Annotated in this window: 18 protein-coding genes; 8 read left to right on the top strand and 10 right to left on the bottom strand. The window is 65.8% G+C overall.

The features are described 5' to 3' along the window. Nucleotides 1-37: 37 nt before the first annotated feature. Complete coding sequence (locus tag WS68_RS22245; protein ID WP_059572798.1) at nucleotides 38-1,072, top strand: oxygenase MpaB family protein; 1,035 nt, start codon at nucleotides 38-40, stop codon at nucleotides 1,070-1,072. An 86-nt stretch (nucleotides 1,073-1,158) separates the two neighbouring features. Continuing rightward, nucleotides 1,159-2,832: a long-chain fatty acid--CoA ligase gene (locus WS68_RS22240; protein ID WP_059572797.1), complete on the top strand. Its 1,674-nt coding sequence runs from the start codon at nucleotides 1,159-1,161 to the stop codon at nucleotides 2,830-2,832. 84 nt (nucleotides 2,833-2,916) lie between these two features. On the opposite strand, the gene WS68_RS22235 is transcribed toward WS68_RS22240, so the two are convergent. From WS68_RS22235 to WS68_RS22210, 6 genes are all read right to left on the bottom strand, one after another. Further along, nucleotides 2,917-4,080, bottom strand: a complete 1,164-nt coding sequence (locus tag WS68_RS22235; protein WP_059573096.1) for an enoyl-CoA hydratase/isomerase family protein — start codon at nucleotides 4,078-4,080, stop codon at nucleotides 2,917-2,919. Next, on the bottom strand, nucleotides 4,077-4,871 hold the full coding sequence (locus WS68_RS22230) for an enoyl-CoA hydratase (protein ID WP_059572796.1): 795 nt from the start codon (nucleotides 4,869-4,871) through the stop codon (nucleotides 4,077-4,079). Before WS68_RS22230 ends, WS68_RS22235 begins: the two co-directional genes overlap by 4 nt. Beyond that, nucleotides 4,871-5,770 (bottom strand): 3-hydroxyisobutyrate dehydrogenase, encoded by a 900-nt coding sequence (gene mmsB, locus WS68_RS22225; protein WP_059572795.1) that lies wholly within the window; start codon nucleotides 5,768-5,770, stop codon nucleotides 4,871-4,873. The genes WS68_RS22230 and mmsB overlap by 1 nt, the downstream gene beginning before the upstream one ends. 19 nt (nucleotides 5,771-5,789) lie before the next feature. Then, a complete protein-coding gene (locus tag WS68_RS22220) occupies nucleotides 5,790-7,319 on the bottom strand; it encodes a CoA-acylating methylmalonate-semialdehyde dehydrogenase (protein WP_059573095.1) in 1,530 nt (509 codons plus the stop codon). Between the two features lie 102 nt (nucleotides 7,320-7,421). Continuing rightward, entirely contained in the window at nucleotides 7,422-9,125 is a 1,704-nt protein-coding gene (locus WS68_RS22215; protein ID WP_059572794.1) for an AMP-binding protein, read from the bottom strand. Between the two features lie 280 nt (nucleotides 9,126-9,405). Continuing rightward, nucleotides 9,406-10,539, bottom strand: coding sequence for an acyl-CoA dehydrogenase family protein (locus WS68_RS22210; RefSeq protein WP_059572793.1), 1,134 nt, complete (start codon nucleotides 10,537-10,539; stop codon nucleotides 9,406-9,408). 159 nt (nucleotides 10,540-10,698) lie between these two features. On the opposite strand from WS68_RS22210, the gene WS68_RS22205 reads away from it, so the two are divergent. The 5 genes from WS68_RS22205 to WS68_RS22185 all read left to right on the top strand — a co-directional run bounded on the left by WS68_RS22205 (nucleotide 10,699) and on the right by WS68_RS22185 (nucleotide 16,108). Then, entirely contained in the window at nucleotides 10,699-11,778 is a 1,080-nt protein-coding gene (locus WS68_RS22205; protein WP_059572792.1) for an AraC family transcriptional regulator, read from the top strand. 74 nt (nucleotides 11,779-11,852) lie between these two features. Beyond that, nucleotides 11,853-12,056: a hypothetical protein gene (locus tag WS68_RS22200; RefSeq protein WP_059572791.1), complete on the top strand. Its 204-nt coding sequence runs from the start codon at nucleotides 11,853-11,855 to the stop codon at nucleotides 12,054-12,056. A gap of 317 nt (nucleotides 12,057-12,373) precedes the next feature. Then, the gene (locus tag WS68_RS22195; protein ID WP_059572790.1) at nucleotides 12,374-13,264 is read left to right on the top strand and encodes a M24 family metallopeptidase; all 891 of its coding nucleotides are present in this window, start codon (nucleotides 12,374-12,376) and stop codon (nucleotides 13,262-13,264) included. 112 nt (nucleotides 13,265-13,376) lie between these two features. Continuing rightward, a complete protein-coding gene (locus WS68_RS22190; RefSeq protein WP_059573093.1) occupies nucleotides 13,377-15,164 on the top strand; it encodes an SDR family oxidoreductase in 1,788 nt (595 codons plus the stop codon). Between the two features lie 32 nt (nucleotides 15,165-15,196). Next, nucleotides 15,197-16,108 (top strand): metal-dependent hydrolase, encoded by a 912-nt coding sequence (locus WS68_RS22185; protein WP_059572789.1) that lies wholly within the window; start codon nucleotides 15,197-15,199, stop codon nucleotides 16,106-16,108. A gap of 363 nt (nucleotides 16,109-16,471) precedes the next feature. On the opposite strand, the gene WS68_RS22180 is transcribed toward WS68_RS22185, so the two are convergent. The 3 genes from WS68_RS22180 to WS68_RS22170 all read right to left on the bottom strand — a co-directional run bounded on the left by WS68_RS22180 (nucleotide 16,472) and on the right by WS68_RS22170 (nucleotide 17,737). After that, a complete protein-coding gene (locus tag WS68_RS22180; protein ID WP_059572788.1) occupies nucleotides 16,472-16,768 on the bottom strand; it encodes a hypothetical protein in 297 nt (98 codons plus the stop codon). Nucleotides 16,769-16,922: 154 nt separating this feature from the next. Beyond that, nucleotides 16,923-17,207 carry a hypothetical protein gene (locus WS68_RS27930; protein ID WP_156429610.1) on the bottom strand — a complete coding sequence of 95 codons (285 nt, stop codon included), beginning with the start codon at nucleotides 17,205-17,207 and terminating at the stop codon, nucleotides 16,923-16,925. Next, nucleotides 17,204-17,737, bottom strand: coding sequence for an NlpC/P60 family protein (locus tag WS68_RS22170; RefSeq protein WP_082710216.1), 534 nt, complete (start codon nucleotides 17,735-17,737; stop codon nucleotides 17,204-17,206). Before WS68_RS22170 ends, WS68_RS27930 begins: the two co-directional genes overlap by 4 nt. 295 nt (nucleotides 17,738-18,032) lie before the next feature. Here WS68_RS22170 and WS68_RS22165 point away from each other — a divergent pair, with 295 nt between their 5' ends. Next, nucleotides 18,033-19,334 carry an NCS2 family permease gene (locus WS68_RS22165; RefSeq protein WP_059572786.1) on the top strand — a complete coding sequence of 434 codons (1,302 nt, stop codon included), beginning with the start codon at nucleotides 18,033-18,035 and terminating at the stop codon, nucleotides 19,332-19,334. A gap of 247 nt (nucleotides 19,335-19,581) precedes the next feature. Here the strand turns inward: WS68_RS22165 and WS68_RS22155 are convergent, their stop codons facing one another. Beyond that, the gene (locus WS68_RS22155; RefSeq protein WP_059573089.1) at nucleotides 19,582-19,869 is read right to left on the bottom strand and encodes a DUF1488 domain-containing protein; all 288 of its coding nucleotides are present in this window, start codon (nucleotides 19,867-19,869) and stop codon (nucleotides 19,582-19,584) included. Between the last annotated feature and the right edge of the window lie 107 nt (nucleotides 19,870-19,976).

Here is a 19,976-nt window from a genome sequence, read left to right as displayed (position 1 = left end):
CTTTGGATGTCGATTTCGAGATCGATGGGAGCATTCGATGAAATTATTTAAGAATACTAATCATAATGGCGAACTTCGGCACGAAGACTACGGATTCTTCGGTCCGGATTCTCCGACTTGGCGCGTTTGGGCCTACCCCACCGCGCTAACCATCGGCTTTCAGCGCTCCGTCGTGGTCGAGGAACTCGATCCGTTTCTGCTGGCGGCGGTCAATTCGCGGCGCGGCATCTATACGAACCCCAAACTACGCTACGATCGGACCATCCGGTATTTTGCGACGGTCGCGCTCGGCGACACCCGCAGCGCACTCGACGCATCGGAAATGCTGGTCAAGGTGCATGCGAAAGCCGTCGGCATCGAGCCCGTCAGCGGCAAGCGGTTCGATGCGAACGACCCGGATTCGCAACTCTGGATACTGCTCACCGGTTGGCATTCCGTATTGATCGCCTATGAGCGTTTCGGTCCCGGCAAATTGTCCGCGGCCGACGAAGCGCGCTATTGGGAGGAATGCGCGATCGCGGCCGAATTGCAGACGTGTTCGCCTTGTGCGGTGCCGCGCACGCGTGAAGGCATTCGCCACTACTTTGCTGCGATGCGCCCGCGGCTCGCCGCCTCCGAACTCACGCAATCGACGATGCGGTATCTGCTCGACGGCAGCCGCATCACGATCAACGCCGATACGCCGCGCATCGCGCGCCCGCTGCTCAAACTCGCCGCCTGGGGCATGCGTGCCGCAACGCTATCGACGATGCCCACCTACATGCGCGAGCTTGCAGGCATTCGCCAGCCTCGCTGGGTCGGCCCCGTCATCACGCCGGCCGTGCGGCTTGCGATGAAGCTGCTGTCGTTGCGGCGTGCGGCGCTCGCGCTCGTCGACGCGATCACGCCATCCACCCGCCCAGTCATCGAGCCGGTGTTACGCGGCATCCCGCCTGTACGCGCTGAAACATTGACGCCGGCACAGGCACGTGCCCGGGATGGCCGGATCAGCCCGACGCAAATGTATCGGCAAATTCTGCAGCGCCAGATGAACGATAGCCCCGGGAACCATGCGGCGCCGGCGCCCAGGTAGTACACCGTACAGACAAAACGCGGCGAAAGGTTAGATTGGGTTAAATAAGATTCCGCTCATGACGAAAACCAAGGAGACATACCTGCATGGAGAGAGTCTGGCTGAAATCGTATCCGCCCGGCGTGCCGGCCGACGTGGATCTTTCCCGCTATGCATCGCTCGTCGAGCTGCTCGAGACGAGCTTTCACGACTATCGCGAACGCAACGCATTCGTCTGCCTCGGTAAGGCGATCACCTATGGCGAGCTAGACGCGCTGTCGCGCAAGCTCGGCGCATGGTTTCAATCGCGCGGTCTCGCGCCGGGCGCGCGGGTGGCGATCATGATGCCGAACGTGCTGCAATATCCGGTGACGATCGCGGCCGCATTGCGCGCTGGATATATAGTCGTCAACGTCAATCCGCTCTATACGCCGCGCGAGCTGGAACACCAGCTCAAGGACAGCGGTGCGCAAGCGATCGTGATTCTCGAGAACTTCGCGGCCACGCTGCAAGCGGTGATCGCCAGAACATCGGTCGCGCACGTCGTCGTCGCGGCGATGGGTGACCTACTGGGCGCGAAGGGTATGCTCGTCAATTACGCGGTGCGTCGCGTGAAGAAAATGGTGCCGGCGTGGCACTTGCCTTCGTTCACGCGCTTCAACACGGCGCTCGCCGAAGGCGCCAGACGCAGCCTCAAGCCGGCTCAGCCGAAGCTGGACGACGTCGCGTTCCTGCAATACACGGGCGGCACGACTGGCGTATCGAAAGGCGCGACGCTGCTGCACCGGAACATCGTCGCCAACGTATTGCAGTCCGAAGCATGGCGCGAGCCGATCGCGGGGAAATGGCCGAAGGAAGAAGCGCCGATTACCGCGGTGGCGCTGCCGCTCTATCACATCTTCGCACTGACTGTATGCGGCTTCCTGTCGATTCACGTGGGCGGAACCGGTATCCTGATTCCGAATCCGCGCGACATCGCGGGCATGATTCGCGCCCTGAAGGGCTATCCGATCACCGCGTTTCCGGCGGTCAACACGCTCTATAACGCCATGCTTCATCACCCGGATTTCGGTCAGCTCGATTTATCGAAACTGCAAATCGCAAACGGCGGCGGCATGGCCATTCAGGAAAGCGTCGCGAAGCACTGGAAGGAAAAAACGCGCGTGCCGATCATCGAGGGCTACGGGCTGTCGGAGACGTCGCCTACCGCTACTTGCAATCCGGTCACGGCAACCGAATACAGCGGCACGGTCGGCCTGCCGTTGCCGTCGACCGAAATCGCGATTCGCGACGATTCAGGTGCCGACGTCGCGCTCGGCCAGCCCGGTGAAATCTGCATCCGCGGCCCGCAGGTGATGGCAGGTTACTGGAATCGTCCGGACGAAACCGCGCAGGTGATGACGCCGGACGGCTTCTTCAAGACGGGCGACATCGGTGTGATGGACGAGCGCGGCTACGTGAAGATCGTCGACCGAAAGAAGGACATGATTCTCGTATCGGGCTTCAACGTTTATCCGAACGAGGTTGAGGATGTGGTCGCGTCGCATCCGGGCGTGTTCGAGGTGGCGGCCGTCGGCGTGCCCGACGAGCATTCGGGCGAGGCGGTGAAGCTGTTCGTCGTGAAAAAGGACCCGGCGCTCACGGACAAGGAAATTCTCGCTTACTGCAAGGAGCGCCTGACCGGCTACAAGCGGCCCAAATACGTCGAATTCCGCACCGAGCTGCCCAAAAGCAACGTCGGCAAGATTCTGCGCCGCGAACTCCGCAGCACCGCGCACTGACCCGCATGGCGCAGCCCTGCGCAGACAAAGTCGTATCGTGCGAACCGGAGCCGGCAGCGCGCGGCGCCGCTGGCCCGGTTCGGATCACGCGCGCCCGAGATCCGCGAGCGGATGCGCGTCGCATTTCCATGGCGACGTCAGGAAATACCGGACCCGCTCGTCCTGCACCTCGACGAGCGACATCGGCGCCCAGCGCGGCCGGCGATCCTTGTCGACGAGATGTGCACGCACGCCTTCGCGAAAATCGCCGTCCTCGATCGCGCGCACGACGATCCCCAGCTCCATGCGGAACGATTCGGCCAGCGTCATCTGCCGGCCGCGCAGCAGCGCGCCGCGCGTGACTTCGAGCATCGTCGGCGAATGCGACAAGAGCGCATCGAGCGTTGCCTGAAGCCACTGGCGTTGCTCACGCGGCAAGTCGTCGCGCGCGAGATCCTGGCGCAGCGTCGCGACGATCCGCTCGACGCGCGAGCGCCGGTCGAAATGGCGGACGATCCACGGCATCTGACTGTCGAGCGCCGCGTGCGGCACGATGTTGCATGGCGGCTCGAACACGGCGCGCAGCGCGCGCGGCACGCCGTCCGCCCAGTCCGCGCGTTCGAGCCGCGCCTCGAACGTATCGAGCCACGACGACGGCACACAGAGATCGGCAAGCCGCGCCGACAACGCGTCCGCCCCGGACAGCACCGCGCCCGTCAGCCCAATGTACAACGCCAGCTCGACCGGCAGTTTCGCCAGGAAATGCGTCGCGCCGACGTCCGGCACGAAGCCGATGCGCGTCTCGGGCATCGCGATCCGGCTGCGCTCGGTCGACACGCGCAGCGCGGCGCCCTGCGCGAGCCCCATGCCGCCGCCCATCGTCACGCCGTCCATCAGCGCGACGACGGGCTTCGCAAACGTATGCAGCGCATGGTCGAGCCGATACTCGTCGACGAAGAACGGCCGCCAATCACGACCGCCCGAGCCCGATGCGTGATACAGCGCACGCACGTCGCCGCCCGCGCAAAAACCTTTATCGCCCGCACCGCGCAGCACGATCGCGACGATCTCTTGATCGTCGCGGCATCGCTCGATCAGCGCGGCAAGCGCGCGCACCATCTCGTGCGACAACGCATTGAGCGCGGCCGGCCGGTTCAGCGTGATCAGCGCGACCCGGTTCACGACGCGCATCAGCACGTCGCGCTCGGCATCAACGCCAACCTGCTGCACGGCGCGCGCGCCCTCCCGATTCGTCGGCAACGTGCTCATCGCGCCTCGCCTGCCGCGTGCGGCTGCCATTGCGGCGGCCGTTTGCCGACGAACGCCGCGACGCCTTCTCGCGGCTCGTCGCCGTCGAACAGCGCGACGAAGCGCTCGCGCTCGACCGCAAGCGCCGCACTGCGCGGCACGCCTTGCCGCGCAAGACCGATCAGCGATTTCGCCGCGCCCACTGCGGCCGGGCCGAGCGCGGCAACGCGGCGGGCGAGCGCGAGCGCGGCGTCGCGCGCGCCGCCGGTCTCGACGATTTCCTCGACGAGCCCGATGCGCAACGCGGTATCGGCATCGACGCGCACGCCCGCGAGAATCATCCGTTTCGCCCAGCCTTCACCGACGAGCCAGGGCAGCGTCTGCGTGCCGAGCCCGCACGGCGTCAGGCCGACCGACGGCTCGGGCAGCGCCATCTGCGCATGCCGCTCGGCGATGCGCATGTCGCACGCAAGCGCGCATTCGAGGCCGCCGCCCATCGCATAGCCGTTGATCGCGGCGATCGTCGCGAAGCGCGCGTCGGCCAGCGTCTCGAACGCCGCGCCGAAACGCGCGGCCATTGTGCGCGCGGCGTCGTGACCGCCGCCGGCGAACGTGTTCAGATCCGCGCCCGCGCTAAAGAACTTCGGGCCGTCGCCCGTCACGACGAGCGCACGCACGCGCGCATCGGCCTGCAGCCGTTCAAGCGTGCGTTGTAGTTGCAGGAGCCCGTGCGCGTCGAACGTGTTCGCGGACGGACGTTTGAGCGTGACAAGCGCGATCGCGCCGTCGTCGGTCAGATCAAGCTCGATCATCAGGCATCCTTCGTTTGTGCGGGTTGATACAAGCGAATCACCGCCGAGAAATCCAGCTTGCCGTCGCCGCGGCTGCTCATCGTCTGATAAAGCTGCTGCGCGAGCGCACCCAGATAGACCGGCTGCCTGACTTGGCGCGCCGCGTCGTTGGCCAAGCCGAGATCCTTCAGCATCAGGTCCGTGCCGAAGCCGCCCGTGTAGCCGCGCGACGACGGCGCGGCGTCGATCACGCCCGGATACGGGTTGTACGTGTCCGAACTCCAGCAGCGCCCGGTCGACGTGTTGATGATCCCGGCCAGCACCTTCGGATCGATGCCGAGCGCCGCACCGAGCGCCATCGCCTCGGACACGCCCGCCATCGTGATCCCCAGCACGAGGTTGTTGCAGACCTTCGCGACCTGCCCCATGCCGGTCGCGCCGCAATGGACGATGTTCTTGCCCATCGCGGCAAGCACCGGTTTCGCGCGTTCGTAATCGGCGGCGTCGCCGCCGACCATGAACGTCAGCGTGCCGGCCGCCGCGCCGCCCGTGCCGCCCGACACCGGCGCGTCGACGAACGCGCCGCCCGCCTCATCGACGAGTGCGCCGAACGCTTGCGCGCTCGCCGGATCGATGGTGCTCGAATCGATCACCATCGCGCCCGCGCCAAGGCCCGCGAGCACGCCGTCCGGCTGCGTGAGCACGGCGCGCACGTGCGCGGCCGCCGGCAACATCGTGACGACGAACGCCGCGCCCGCGGCCGCGTCGCGAGGCGAGCCCGCGACTTGCGCGCCGCCGTCCTTGACGAGCCGCAGCGCGTCGTCGCTCAGGTCAAAAGCGTGCACGTCATGGCCCGCCTTGAGCAGATTGAGCGCCATCGGCGCGCCCATGTGGCCCAGGCCAATAAAGCCGATTTTCATGATCGTCTCTCCGAAGCGCTCAATGCAGACGGATAGTCGTGTTGACCGCGGGCACGCTCGCGTCGTCGTCGAACCAGCGCGCGGTCACCGTTTTCGTCTGCGTGTAGAACTGCACGACCTGCTTGCCATACGGGCCGAGGTCACCAAGCTTCGAGCCGCGCGAGCCCGTGAAGCTGAAGAACGGCACCGGCACCGGAATCGGTATATTGATACCGACCTGACCGATATCGATCTCGCTCTGGAATTTGCGCGCCGCCGCGCCGCTTTGCGTGAACAGGCCCACGCCGTTGCCGAACGGATTTGCGTTGACGAGCGCGATCGCGTCATCCAGCGTGTCGGCCGTCATCACGCACAGCACCGGGCCGAAGATCTCGTTCGTATAGATCGACATCTGCGGCGTCACGTCAGCGAATACCGTCGGGCCGATAAAGTTGCCGTGCTCATAGCCCGGCACGCTGACGCCGCGGCCGTCGAGCGCGAGCGTCGCGCCTTCTTTCACGCCCGCGTCGATGAAGCCGAGAATGCGCTCCTTCGCCGCGCGCGACACGACCGGGCCGACGTCGGTGCCGGCCTCGGCTCCGGCGTTCACCTTCAGCGCCTTCGCTTTCGCGACGATATCCGGCAGCCAATCGCGCGCGCTGCCCACGAGCACCGCCACCGACGTCGCCATGCAGCGCTGCCCCGCCGCGCCGAACGCCGCGCCAACGAGCGCATTGACGGTTTGCTCGCGGTTCGCATCGGGCAGCACCACCGCATGGTTCTTCGCGCCCATCATCGCCTGCACGCGCTTGCCGTGCTCACTGCCGAGCCGGTAGACATGCGTGCCGACGGCCGTCGAGCCGACGAACGACACCGCCTTCACGAGCGGATGCGCGCACAGCGCATCGACGACATCCTTACCGCCGTGCACGACGTTCAGCACGCCGGCCGGCACGCCGGCCTCGATCGCGAGTTCGACCAGCAGCATCGTCGACAGCGGGTCCTGCTCGGACGGCTTCAACACGAACGTATTGCCGCAGACGATCGCCATCGGGAACATCCACAGCGGAATCATCGCCGGGAAATTGAACGGCGTGATGCCAACGCAAACGCCGAGTGGCTGACGCAGCGTATATGTATCGACGCCGCCCGCGACGTTCTCCGCGAATTCGCCGAGCTGCAGCGTGCCGACCGAGCACGCATGCTCGACGACTTCGAGCCCGCGAAACACGTCTCCCTCGGCATCGGGCAGCGTCTTGCCCTGCTCTGCCGTCAGCGTCTTCGCGATGCGCGGCAGGTGCTCGCGCACCAGCGCCTGGAATTTCAGCATGATGCGCATGCGCGCCGAAATCGGCGTGTTCTTCCACGACGCGAATGCACGCTGCGCGGCGTCGATCGCCGCGCCAACCTCGGCGCGCGTCGCGAACGGCACGCGAGCGAGCAGTTCCTGCGTCGCCGGATTGACGACGTCGCGCCATTCGGTGGCGTGCGACTCGACGAATTCACCGCCGACCAGCAGCTTGACGGTCGGCACGTGGTGCCCTTTCTGGGGCGACGGGGTTGCGTTCATCTCGAGATTCTCCTGTCCTGATATGCGCTGGTTTTCAGCGTAGCGATGGCCGCGGCGCGCATCGCGCGCGCGGGCCGGGTGATGCATCGGCGCGGCAGCCGCTCACTGGCCGTGCGCCGCGAAATCCTCTTCCCGGTATTCGCCGCTGATCCGGTTCGCCGCGTCGCCGCCGCGCTCCAGCTCACGGCGGCGCAGCTCGACGCGGCGGATCTTGCCGGAGATCGTCTTCGGCAATTCGGCGAATTCCAGCCGCCGGATCCGCTTGTATGGCGCGAGCTTTTCGCGCGAAAAACGGAAGATGTCGCGCGCGAGCGCATCGCTCGGCTCGTAGCCCGCGCGCAGCGAGACGAACGCCTTCGCCACCGACAGCCTCACCGGGTCCGGGCTCGGCACGACGGCCGCCTCGGCAATCGCCTCGTGCTCGATCAGCACGCTTTCGAGTTCGAACGGGCTCAGCCGGTAATCGGACGATTTGAATACGTCATCCGCACGGCCGACGTAGACGTAATAGCCGTCGTTGCGGCGCAATGCGATATCGGAGGTGCGGTAATGACCGTCGCGCATCGCATGCGCGGTCGCCTCCGGATGATTCGCGTAGCCCTTCATCAGGCCGACCGGGCGCTCGGCGTCCGGTCCGAGCGGCAGCGCGATCTCGCCTTCGTTCGCGCTCGCGCCATCCGCATCGAGCAGCGCGAGCACGTAACCCGGCATCGGGCGGCCCATCGAGCCCGGCACCACCGGCTGGCCCGGCGAATTGCCGATCAGGCAAGTCGTCTCGGTCTGCCCGTAACCGTCGCGGATCGTCACGCCCCAGGCGTGCTTCACCCGCTCGATGATCTCGGGATTGAGCGGCTCGCCCGCGCCGACGATCTCGCGCAGCTTCACCGGATACGACGCAAGCGGCTGCTGAACCAGCATGCGCCAGACAGTGGGCGGCGCGCACATCGTCGTCACCTGGTAACGGACGAGCGCATCGAGCACGACCTTCGGCTCGAAGCGGGCGTAATTGAACGCGAACACGCAGGCCTGCGCATTCCACGGCGCATAGAAGCAGCTCCACGCATGCTTCGCCCAGCCGGGCGAGCTGATGTTCCAGTGAACGTCGCCGGGTTGCAGGCCGACCCAGTACATCGTCGACAAACTGCCGACCGGATAGGTGCGGTGCGTATGCTCGACGAGCTTCGGCTTGGACGTCGTGCCCGACGTGAAGTACAGCAGCATCGGATCGTTCGCTTGCGTCGCGCCGTCGGGTTCGAATTCGGCGCTCGCCGCGTAGCCGTCCGCGAGCGGCAGCCATCCGTCGCGCGGCGCACCGGCAACGATCTTCGTTACGTCCAGCTCCGGCTGCTCGAATTTCGCCGCCTCGTTTTCGTCGGCGATCACGTAGCGCGCGCCACCGATCTGCACGCGATCGCGCACGTCGTCGGCCGACAGTTGCGTCGTCGCGGGCAGTACGACCGCGCCCAGCTTCATCGCGGCGAGCATGACGTCCCACAGCTCGACGCGGTTCGGCAGCATCAGCAGCAGCCGCTCACCGCGCCTGACGCCGATGCCGCGCAGCCAATTCGCGATCCGCGCCGAGCGCGCCGACATCTGCGCGAACGAGTACTGCGCGCCTTCGCCGGTTGCCGCATCGACGATCCATAGCGCCGGCCGGTCGTTGCCGCGCGCGATCGCGTCGAAATAGTCGAGCGCCCAATTGAACGTGTCGAGCGCGGGCCATCTGAAATCGCGATAGGCGGTGTCGTAATCGGTGCGGTGGCGCAGCAGGAAATCGCGCGCTTCGACGAACGGCTGAGCTGTCATTGTGGTGTCTCCTGTATCGGCGGGAGCGAGTGCGTCGCTCTTACTGCCGTCCCATGCCTGGGTTGACCGGGATGAACGCTCCCGCGCGTCTGCCGGCCAAGTTTAGTGATGGAGTGTTGGCTCCGGTGCGGTGCGCAGCGGGCCGGGATCGGCCGGCGAGCGCATGGCCGATCGCGCTTCAGCCACGCCGGGGCGCCCCGGCACCACCCGGCGTCGCGCAGTGCCAACCGCGACATCGCCCCGCCACGCACCGATCGCGTCGTTGTTCGCGCGACGCTCGTCACAACTGCCTGGCGATCACCATCCGCTGCACTTCACTCGTTCCTTCATAAATCTGCGTGATCCGTGCATCGCGATAATGCCGCTCGACGTCGTAATCGACGAGAAATCCATACCCGCCATGAATCTGAATCGCATCCGAGCACACCGCCTCGGCCATCTCAGACGCAAACAGCTTCGCCTGCGACGCCTCCGACAAGCACGGCAAGCCCGCCGTTCGCAGCCGCGCCGCGTGATGCGTGAGCAATCGAGCGGCGTTGATCTGCGTGGCCATGTTCGCGAGCTTTTCGGCGATCGCCTGATGATCGGCGAGCGGCTTGCCGAACTGGATGCGCTCGCGCGCGTAGCGGCGCGCCTTGTCGAACGCCGCGCGCGCGATGCCAACCGCCTGCGCGGCGATACCGATACGCCCGCCCTCGAGGTTCGACAACGCGATCTTCAGCCCCTCGCCGCGCGCGCCGAGCAGATTTTCCTGTGGAATCGCGCAGTGTTCGAGCGTGATCGGGCATGTATCCGATGCGCGGATTCCCATCTTTCTCTCGGGTTTGCCGACGATGAAGCCGGGCGTATCGGTCGGCACGAGAAACGCGGACAACCCGCGCTTGCCCTGCTCCGGATCGGTCATGGCAAAAACGATCGCAAGACCCGCGCGCGCGCCGTTCGTGACGAACTGCTTGCTGCCGTTCAGCACCCATTGGCCGTCGCGCAACTGCGCGCGCGTGCGCAGGTTGTGCGCCTCGGAGCCGGCTTGCGGCTCGGTGAGGCTGAACGCGGCAATGATCCTGCCCGTCGCGAGATCGCGCAGCCAGCGCTCCTGTTGCGCCGGCGTGCCATAGGCGAGCAACGGTCCGCAGCCGACCGAGTTGTGCACGCTCATCAGCGTCGCGCACGACGCGCAACCCGCCGCCACCTCCTCGAGCGCAAGCGCATAGGCGACATAGTCGGTATACGCGCCGCCCCAGTCGGACGGCACGATCATCCCCAGCAAGCCAAGCTCGCCCATCTGCGCGACGACCGCATCGGGCAGATGCCCGTCGCGGTCCCATTGCGCGGCGTTCGGCGCGAGCACCTCGGCCGAAAACGCGCGCGCGGCGTCGAGAATCATCCGCTGATCGTCGGTGTAGAAATCGCCCATCGCTCGTGTGTCTCCTTGACGGGCCGCGTCGGACGCAGCCCGCAGCATGCGTTTTGTATCGATGAATCAAGTGTAGGCAACGCACGGGCTCTGTTCGATGCTCGCAGCGCTCAATTACACTGAGCGTTTTTGCCATACCGCGCCTCGCGCGCCCCTCCGATGAAGCACGCGCAGAAAGGCACCGTTTCGATCGAACTCGTCAACACCAGCCTTGCGCTCGCACGGCGCCGCGGCGTTGCCGATGCGCCGCTGCTCGCGCACGCCGGCATTGCCGCCGCGCTGCTCGCGTCGCCGCACGCGCGCGTGTCCGCGCGGCAATACGGCGCGCTGTGGAACGCGATCGCGCAGGCGCTCGACGACGAATTCTTCGGCCAGGACACGCACCCGATGCGCTGCGGCAGCTTCATTGCCATGAGCCAGGCCGCGCTCGGCGCGCGCAACGGCCTGCGCGCGCTCGCGCGCGCGGTCAACTTCATGCACTGCGTGCTCGACGATCTGCACGCGGTGATCGATGCGACCCCCGAACGCGTGCGGCTGCATTTTGTGCATCGCACCGCGCCGAACGCGAGCGAGCCGCCGCCGATGTTCACTTATGCGACCTACTTCGTGATCGTCTACGGCCTCACCTGCTGGCTGATCGGACGGCGCATCCCGCTGTCGCACGCGAGCTTCCGGTGCGACGAACCACCCGCGGTCGACGAATACCGGCTGATGTTCTGCGACGACCTGCGCTTTCGCCAGCCCGAGTCATACGTCGACTTCGATCCAGTCTTCGCGGCGCTGCCCGTCGTGCAGACCACGAAAACGCTCAAGCCGTTCCTGCGCGACGCGCCTGCGAGCTTCATCGTCAAGTACCGCAATCCGCATGCGCTCGGCGAGCGCGTGCGCGCGGTGCTGCGCACGCTGCCGCCCGCGGCATGGCCGACCGCGCGCGCGCTCGCGGCGCGGCTGAACGTCGCCGAGGCGACGCTGCGGCGCAAACTGGCGCACGAAGGCCATTCGTATCAATCGATCAAGGATGCGTTGCGCCGTGAGCTTGCCTATACGGCGCTCGCCGATCCGCGCCGCACGATCGCGGACATCGCCGCGACAGCGGGTTTCGCCGAGCCCAGCGCGTTTTATCGCGCATTTCGCAAATGGAGCGGCATGAGCCCGGCCGATTACCGCAGCAAGACCCACGGCAAGGCCGCCGCGGCACGCGGCGCTTCCCGCTTTCGCCGGAAAACGCCTACTCTTTAAGCACTGGGCGCACGCCCTTTCGACGGCGGGCGGCGGCCCACCGTGCTGCCGCGCCACCGCCCGCCGATACCGCCATGCACACGCCCCGTTTTTTGCCGCGCCCGCCGGCGCGGCCTGGCACGCGGCCCGCACGGATCGCCCGCGCGGTCGTATTCGTCGGCCTGCTGCTCGCATGCGCGGCCGCCGCCGCGTCAGACAAGCGCACCGGCGAGCCAAGCCCCGCTATTTCCCGCGCGGCGGCTGCCGCATCCGACGCGCCCGTCAACGCGGCGCAGTGAGCGCGGCGACATATTTCCGCGCCGCCGATCCGGCGAGGTATCGGCAGCCGCGGCGATCGCGCCCGCTGCGGCCGACTGGCAGTGTGCCGGGCCCGAACACTTCGGTCAGCGCGCCGCTGTCCCAGCCGGCATGATGCGACCCCGCTTTACCCACGTGCGCGCACGAGATTGTGCCGGCGGATTAGTAAAAGTCCTCATCAGAAACTCCTCCCGTTCGCCGCGTGTTCATATAATATTCTTACATCGTTCAATGTGACATTATTCAAGGTGGAGCGGCCAGCCGCTCCACCCGAACTCAAAGAATGGGAGACGACGTCATGGCCGAGCATACGCTGCCGGAAGTGCACCTCGAAGAACTCGAGCAATTCCGCTCCGTTCAACAGCTGGCGTATCGCTGCGTCGAAACCGTCGGCCAGATGCTGCGCCCCGGCATCACCGAGAAGGAAGCTGTGCGGCTGATGATCGAATGGGCACACGATCATGGCGTGCATGACTGGCTGCACAAGCCGTTCGCATGGTTCGGCGATCGCACCGCATTCGCCGAAGGCTTTTCCGGCGTGCGACATCTCGGCGGCTTCAACCTCGCGTTCTTTCCCAGCGACCGTCAGCTCGAAGCCGACATGCCGGTGATTCTCGACGTCGCGCCCGTGGTTGACGGCATCGTCGCCGACGTCGGTTACGCGACCTGCATCGGCCACAACCCGATCCTCGAACAATTGCAGGACGACCTGAACGCGCATCGCGAACTGATCGTGCGCCTCGTGAAAGAGCGCCATACGCTGGCCGACGTCGCGCGCGAAGTCGACGCGCTGTGCCGCAAGCAGGGCGTCGAGCCGCGCCACAAGGCATATCCGTTCAAGGTGCTTGCGCACCGTGTCGCGAAACTGCGCCATCTGTCGAAGCCGCGCTTCGTCGCGCGCTTCGGCCTCAATTCGACGCGCAATCTGATGCTCGAGCAAACGCGCCAAGGCAAGGCGCAAGGCTGGTCGCCGCTATGGTCGATCGACGAGCGCTCCAATCACGCGCCGACGCCCGGCCTGTGGGCAGTCGAGCCGCATCTGGGCTTCGCCGGCGTCGGCGCGAAATTCGAGGAACTGCTGGTGATCACCGGGGATGACGCGTACTGGCTCGACGACGACCTGCCGCACGTGCGCCGCTGGAACGCACGCCAGGCAAACAATGCGCTCGCACATGACGCGGCGGCATAACGCAGGCGCGGCGAGCGCGCGGCGCCGCCGCGCCGAGCCCGCTTTGAGCCCGGCTTCGCACCACGCGCCCAGCCGCTTACCGCCCGATCCGACACCCGAACCAGACACGATCATGCAGCCCCTTTCCAACGAAGCGCCGCGCGCGTTGTTCGACGCGGCCCATACCGAAACGTCCGTGCCGGCCGGCGACGTCACACTTGCCGCCAAGACCTGGGGCGACGCGTCGCGCCCGGCCGTCGTGCTGGTGCACGGCTATCCGGACAACAGCAGCGTCTGGCACGACGTCGCGTCGATCCTCGCGCAGTCGTACTACGTGATCGCGTATGACGTGCGCGGCGCGGGGCTGTCGAGCGCGCCGCAACGCACGGCCGACTACCGGCTCGACAAGCTCGTCGACGATTTCGCCGCGGTCATCGACGCGCTCGCGCCGAACCGCGCCGTGCACGTGATCGGTCACGACTGGGGCTCGATCCAGGGCTGGGAATTCGTCACCGAGCCGCGGCTCGCCGGCCGCATCCTGTCGTATACGTCGTGCTCCGGGCCTAACCTCGATCACGTCGGCTACTGGATGCGGCATCAGCTCACGCATCCGTCGCCCGCATCGCTCGCGCGGATCGGCAACCAGCTCATGCGTTCGTGGTACGTCTACCTGTTTCACCTGCCGTTGCTGCCCGAACTGAGCTGGCGGCTGTGGCTCGCCCGCGCATGGCCGGCGCTGCTGCGCAGAATCGAGCGCACCACGATCGAGCCGCGCCCCACCCAGGCAGACGACGGCGCGCGCGGCGTGCGCCTGTATCGCGCGAATTTCATCCGGCGCCTGTTCGCGCCGCGCGAGCGCTATGCGCACGCGCCCGTGCAAGTGATCGTGCCGCTGCGCGACAAATACGTGAGTCCGGCGCTGTCCGCCGATCTCGCGCGCTGGGTGCCGCACTATTACCGCCGCGAAGTCGCCGAGCGGCACTGGATGCCGGTCGACCATCCCGAGCGTTTCGCGAAGATCGCACAAGAGCTGATCGAGGCCGTCGAAACCGGCACCGAGCCGCCCGCGCTCGCGCACGCGCGCCGCCGTAACGGCACGGGGTCCTTCTCCGGCAAGCTGGTCGTGATCACCGGCGCGGGCAGCGGCATCGGGCGCAGCGCGGCCGTCGAATTCGCGAAACAGGGCGCGTCGATCGTCGCCGTCGATATCGACGAGCAAGCGGCCGAGCGCACCGTGCATCTCGTGCAACTGCTGGGCGCCGACGCGCACGCTCGGCGCGTCGACGTCGGCTCTCCCGACGAAATGGAAGCGCTCGCCAACTGGGTCGAAAGCACGCTCGGCGGCGCGGATATCGTCGTCAACAACGCGGGCATCGGCATGGCGGGCGGCATCCTCGATACGTCCGCCGCGCATTGGGAGCGCATCCTGCGCGTGAACCTGTGGGGCGTGATTCACGGCTCGCGCCTGTTCGCGAAGCAGATGGCCGCGCGCGGCGCGGGCGGGCACATCGTCAACACCGCGTCGGCGGCTGCGTTCGGGCCGTCGCGCGACCTGCCCGCCTACGCGACGACGAAAGCCGCCGTGCTGATGCTCTCTGAATGCATGCGCGCCGAGCTAGCCGACCACGGCATCGGCGTGAGTGCCGTATGCCCCGGCTTCGCCGAAACGGGCATCATGGCCGCGACCCAATACGCGGGCGCGAGCGAGGCGGACGAAGCAAAGTTGCGCAAACGCGCGACCAAGCTGTACCAGATGCGCGGCCTGAAGCCGGAGACCGTCGCCAAGGCAATGACCGCCGCGGTGCTGCAAAACAAGCCCGTTGTCGCGATCGGCGCGGAGGCGCACGCGATGCGCTTCGTCGGCCGTTACGCGCCGTGGCTCGGCCGGATGATCGCGCGCGTGAGCATGGCATCGCATTAACGGCAATGGCCTGATCAACGGAGGAGACATCGATGAATGCCCCGGAAAACCACTATCTGATCAAAGCACGCCACGTCAAATTCGACTTCAGCAACACGCCGATCCAATGGATCAAGGGCGATCCCGAAAGCACGCACATCATCAACACGCTGAACCTGCTGTTCCCGGAAGGCGAGCTGTGGTTCTGCCGCGTGTACAACAAGGCGCTGCCGCTCATCACCGATCCGGCGCTGCGAGCCGACGCCGAAGGTTTCCTGCGTCAGGAAGCCGTGCACTCGCGCTCGCACAACGGCGTGCTCAAGCACTATTACGAACGGCACGGCATCGATACGCAGCCGTTCACGCAGCGCGTGAACCGGCTGTTCACGAAACTGCTCGGCGAAGAGCCATTCGGCCTGAAGATCGGCCATACACGCTTCTGGCTGCGGCAACAGCTGTCGGTCATCGCGGCGCTCGAGCACTTCTTCGGCTATCTCGGCAACTGGATTCTGCACGCGCGCGGGCTCGACGACGGCTCGGCCGATCCGGCGATAGTCGATCTGCTGCGCTGGCACGGCGCGGAAGAGGTCGAGCACCGGACCGTCGCATTCGACATCTACAGCCATCTCGGCGGCAACTACGTCGAGCGGTCGATTCACATGACGATCGTGATCGGAGTACTGTTGTACTTCATCGTCACAGGCTCGCGATTCATGTACAAGCGCGATCCGTCAGCGGGCTTCTATCCGGGTTTCGCACTCGCGTGGTGGCTCGGCAAGCGGCGCAATCATCTGCCGTCGTTCCTGAAGACGATCGCCGCCGCGCTGCGCTATTACCGGCCGAGCTACACGCCGCACAACGAAGGCTCGACCGAGGAAGCGCTCGCGTATCTCGCGCGCTCTCCCGCCGCCCAGGCCGCCGCGCATGGCGGTAATTGGGGTACGCAAAAACCAGCGGCATCGTAACGGCATGCGGCGTCACGCGGATAACAAGAACGCGCCCGCGTGATGCCCCTGCTCGACAAGAACTTGGCGGCCCGGCCGCATTTCGCCGGCGCGCCGCCTGCGTGCGCTAACGCGCCCAGCCAGGAAAGAAGTGAAGAAAACAGGTAGACGCCGCCGCGAGTGCGCAGCGTGCGTGTATCGGGTGGCAATGGAGCGGCGTTACGCGCGATCGTCAGGATCGCTATCGATGCGGCGCAGGCGCGTCGCCGCGCAGAATACCGGCGCGATGAGCACACATACGGAAAGGGAACGGCAGCACGCCCGTCAAAGCGGCGCGCGCGGCGAACCAGCTCGCGCCGTCCGCCGCAAATCGCGCCCACGGCATCACGTGCTCGCCGCCAGCCGCGGGCCCGGCGCCGCGCCACGCACGGCCGGCGGCTGCTCGTCGCCGGCCTTTTGCAGCTGCGGCGGCTGCGTGCTCACCCAAGGATTGATGCCTTCCTTCTGCACTTCCTCGAGAAACGAAACGCGCGTGCGCCAATAGTCGGCTTGCAGCTTGGCATCGATGACCCGCTGTTCAGCCGCGAACAATTCCATCCTTGCGGTCACGAGCATCGATGCGGCGGTCTTCTCTGGCGTGGGGGCGTGACGCAATGCCCATCGGCTTATCCAATTCAACATGCTTGCCTCCGTATGACGAACGAAATCGCTTTCGAGCGCAGGCGCACTGCCCGCACCATTGCGGTGCTTCCCGCTTTGCCATGACGATGGAAGGCACCGGCTTTCGCATCGCACCCCGTATTGGTGACCCCCCGATGCGAGCACTTTCTCTATCCTAGTGAGTGAATCGGGATAATGCGATGACACCTTGCAATTTTTTACATAGCGAAGCCATTTTATATAACTTTTTGATATCCATATCGCATTGAAAAATAAAGGAAATTTTCATTTCAATGACAATACCGCAACCAATGTCAATGAAGTTCATATCTCGAAAATATAAGCGCGACATCAGCATTTGAAAATGCCCGCGCACCATCCGGTTTTGCCCCTGCGCGGATGCCGTGCCTGCCTTGCAGCGGCCCGGTTCACCCGCTTGCCGGGCGGCTCGCTGTGTCATCGGCCGGCGCGCGGCCCGGCCGCCAAATCGTCCGGCCATCGATAGGCAAGCAGGCGCGAACGCGCATAAGCCAGCTCCCGCACCGCTCCTCGCTGGTTGCCGCCGAACAAGTACAAAGAGTCGTCGTCTTGCCGCAGATAAAAGCCGACATGCCCTTTCCAGCTTGTCGGACGATCGCGCATCAGCACGACGATGCAGCCGTAGACTGGCTCGGCGAGCGGCTGCCCCCATGCGAGCCACGAGCGGGCGAGCGCCGATCCGGTTCCCGCCACGCCAACACTCGCCAAGCACCAATTGATGAACGACGAGCACCATGAAATCTTGTCGTCATAGCCGGCCAGATTCGTGCAACCGTTGTATTCGACGATGCGCGGGTTGGACGCGCCACGGCCAAAACGGCGCACGCCCGCCTCACCGAGCGCAACCGGCATCCATGCGGGATGATCCGCGCCAGTCTGCCCGTCATGCGGGCGCTGCGCCGCGATGCGCTCCGGCTGCACCTGCTGCTGCGGCTGTCGAGTCATGGGCATGAAGTGCTTCCCCCCAATACGGATGAACGATTATCCGGCAAGCCGCCGCTGCATCGACGATTCACGGCCGCGCAAGCGATGCCGTGCTTGCGCCGGCGCGCTGCGCAAAACGCCATGCCGGTAACGATGCGCCGCGCACGAACCTCCTTGCCGGCACTATATCGTCCGGCCTATCTCAGCTATTACAATCCGCCGTTGGCCGGCCAATAGTGGCTGGTTACAGTACGCCCCACCGCACGGCCAACGACCACTCGCTTTCATTCAGCACACGACATCACGACCGGAGAACGCCTCCATGGAATCGATCAAACGGTATTTCGGCTTCGCGCAAGCCGGCACCGACCTACGCACCGAAATACTTGCGGGCGTCACCACCTTCCTGACGATGGCCTACATCATCTTCGTCAACCCGGCGATCCTCGGCGATGCAGGCATGCCGAAGGAATCCGTGTTCGTCGCAACCTGCCTCGTCGCCGCGATCGCCTCGGCGATCATGGGCCTGTATGCAAACTACCCGATCGCGTGCGCGCCCGGCATGGGCCTCAACGCATATTTCGCATACGCCGTCGTCAAGGGCATGGGCTTCACTTGGCAAGCCGCGCTCGGCGCAGTGTTCGTCTCAGGCTGCCTGTTTCTGGTCGTCACGCTGTTCCGCGTGCGCGAAGTGATCATCAAGGGTATTCCGAAATCGCTGCGAATCTCGATCAGCGCGGGGATCGGCCTTTTCCTCGGAATCATCTCACTGAAAACCGCGGGGATTATCGTCGGCAGCCCGGCAACGCTCGTCACGCTCGGCGACCTGCACAAGTCCACCACGATCCTCGCGATCATCGGCTTTTTCGTCATCGTCACGCTCGACTATCTGCGCGTGCGCGGCGCCATCCTGATCGGCATCATCAGCGTGACCGTGTTGTCGTTCTTCTTCGGCGGCAACCAGTTCCACGGCATCTTCTCGGCGCCGCCGTCAATCGACGCGACGCTCTTCAAGCTCGACATCGGCGCCGCGCTGTCGACCGGCATTGTCAACGTGATCCTCGTGTTCTTCCTGGTCGAGCTGTTCGATGCGACCGGCACGCTCATGGGCGTGGCCAACCGCGCGGGCTTGCTCGTCGAAGGCAAGATGGACCGGCTCAACAAGGCGCTTCTCGCCGATAGCACCGCGATCGTCGCGGGCTCGCTGCTCGGCACGTCGTCGACGACCGCGTACATCGAAAGCGCCTCTGGCGTGCAGGCGGGCGGGCGCACCGGCGTCACCGCGCTGACGGTTGCCGCGCTATTCATCGCCTGTCTGTTCATCGCGCCGCTCGCCGGCGTCGTACCCGGCTACGCCACGGCGCCAGCGCTGCTGTACGTGTCGTGCCTGATGCTGCGCGACATGGTCGACGTGCCCTGGGACGATGCGACGGAAGCGGTGCCCGCCGCGCTCACCGCGCTGCTGATGCCGTTCACTTACTCGATCGCGAACGGCATCGCATTCGGCTTCATTGCTTACGCCAGCCTCAAGCTGCTGACGGGTCAGGCCAAGCAGGTGAAACTGATCGTCTGGATCATCGCCGCGGTCTTTCTGTTCCGTTATTTCTATCTCGCGGCCGAATAAGCCGCGGCTTCGGCGCGGCGCCGGGGCTTCTGCGCAATCGCGGGCGCCAGCTCCGGCCGCAAGCGGCGCCCCGGCAAAAAACGCCCGCCGCCGTGCCAAGCCCGCGCCACGCGCACCGCGCCCGCCGCCCGCACGCGTTGCGGTGCGCGCGCCACACCGGTATTCCAAACACGCGCCACCACCGCACCGCACCAACGAAAAGCGCCGCTCGCGGCGGCGCTTCTTGCCTGCATCGGCGCAATCCGATCTAGCCCCGGTTCGCCTCGTAAAACCGCACATACCCGCTTCGCAGCACCACGCACTGCGCACGCGTCTCGGATAGCAGGCGCCGCGCCGCCGCCTCGATACGCTGCCGGTGTGCGTCGAACGCGCCGACCATGTCTTCGAAACGCGGCGAAGCCGCGCCGAAATGATCCTCCATCGCCTCGGCAGTGATGTGGCATTGAACCGGCTCGCCGTCGACCATCGCCTTGAACGCGAGCGTCAATTCGCGTCCCGAATATTCGGGGGCATCGTTCATGAACTGGATTTGCATCGGAACCGCCTCTGCGTTAGCGTGAAGAGCCAACATCCGCTTGCCGTCGAACCTGCTCGAACTGCATGCGGGCCGACCGAAGCATACGGTGCGCGACAAGCCGCGCA

This window comes from Burkholderia sp. TSV86, assembly GCF_001522865.1.
In the GTDB taxonomy this organism is placed as follows: Bacteria; Pseudomonadota; Gammaproteobacteria; order Burkholderiales; family Burkholderiaceae; genus Burkholderia.
This window is presented reverse-complemented; position numbering and strand designations above follow the sequence as displayed.

Excerpts from the sequence above, each read along its gene's own strand:
- WS68_RS22245 (WP_059572798.1), top strand. The coding sequence starts at position 38 with ATGAAATTATTTAAGAATACTAATCATAATGGCGAACTTCGGCACGAA.
- WS68_RS22240 (WP_059572797.1), top strand. The coding sequence starts at position 1,159 with ATGGAGAGAGTCTGGCTGAAATCGTATCCGCCCGGCGTGCCGGCCGAC.
- WS68_RS22235 (WP_059573096.1), bottom strand. The coding sequence starts at position 4,080 with ATGAGCACGTTGCCGACGAATCGGGAGGGCGCGCGCGCCGTGCAGCAG.
- WS68_RS22230 (WP_059572796.1), bottom strand. The coding sequence starts at position 4,871 with ATGATCGAGCTTGATCTGACCGACGACGGCGCGATCGCGCTTGTCACG.
- mmsB (WP_059572795.1), bottom strand. The coding sequence starts at position 5,770 with ATGAAAATCGGCTTTATTGGCCTGGGCCACATGGGCGCGCCGATGGCG.
- WS68_RS22220 (WP_059573095.1), bottom strand. The coding sequence starts at position 7,319 with ATGAACGCAACCCCGTCGCCCCAGAAAGGGCACCACGTGCCGACCGTC.
- WS68_RS22215 (WP_059572794.1), bottom strand. The coding sequence starts at position 9,125 with ATGACAGCTCAGCCGTTCGTCGAAGCGCGCGATTTCCTGCTGCGCCAC.
- WS68_RS22210 (WP_059572793.1), bottom strand. The coding sequence starts at position 10,539 with ATGGGCGATTTCTACACCGACGATCAGCGGATGATTCTCGACGCCGCG.
- WS68_RS22205 (WP_059572792.1), top strand. The coding sequence starts at position 10,699 with ATGAAGCACGCGCAGAAAGGCACCGTTTCGATCGAACTCGTCAACACC.
- WS68_RS22200 (WP_059572791.1), top strand. The coding sequence starts at position 11,853 with ATGCACACGCCCCGTTTTTTGCCGCGCCCGCCGGCGCGGCCTGGCACG.
- WS68_RS22195 (WP_059572790.1), top strand. The coding sequence starts at position 12,374 with ATGGCCGAGCATACGCTGCCGGAAGTGCACCTCGAAGAACTCGAGCAA.
- WS68_RS22190 (WP_059573093.1), top strand. The coding sequence starts at position 13,377 with ATGCAGCCCCTTTCCAACGAAGCGCCGCGCGCGTTGTTCGACGCGGCC.
- WS68_RS22185 (WP_059572789.1), top strand. The coding sequence starts at position 15,197 with ATGAATGCCCCGGAAAACCACTATCTGATCAAAGCACGCCACGTCAAA.
- WS68_RS22180 (WP_059572788.1), bottom strand. The coding sequence starts at position 16,768 with ATGTTGAATTGGATAAGCCGATGGGCATTGCGTCACGCCCCCACGCCA.
- WS68_RS27930 (WP_156429610.1), bottom strand. The coding sequence starts at position 17,207 with ATGACACAGCGAGCCGCCCGGCAAGCGGGTGAACCGGGCCGCTGCAAG.
- WS68_RS22170 (WP_082710216.1), bottom strand. The coding sequence starts at position 17,737 with ATGCCCATGACTCGACAGCCGCAGCAGCAGGTGCAGCCGGAGCGCATC.
- WS68_RS22165 (WP_059572786.1), top strand. The coding sequence starts at position 18,033 with ATGGAATCGATCAAACGGTATTTCGGCTTCGCGCAAGCCGGCACCGAC.
- WS68_RS22155 (WP_059573089.1), bottom strand. The coding sequence starts at position 19,869 with ATGCAAATCCAGTTCATGAACGATGCCCCCGAATATTCGGGACGCGAA.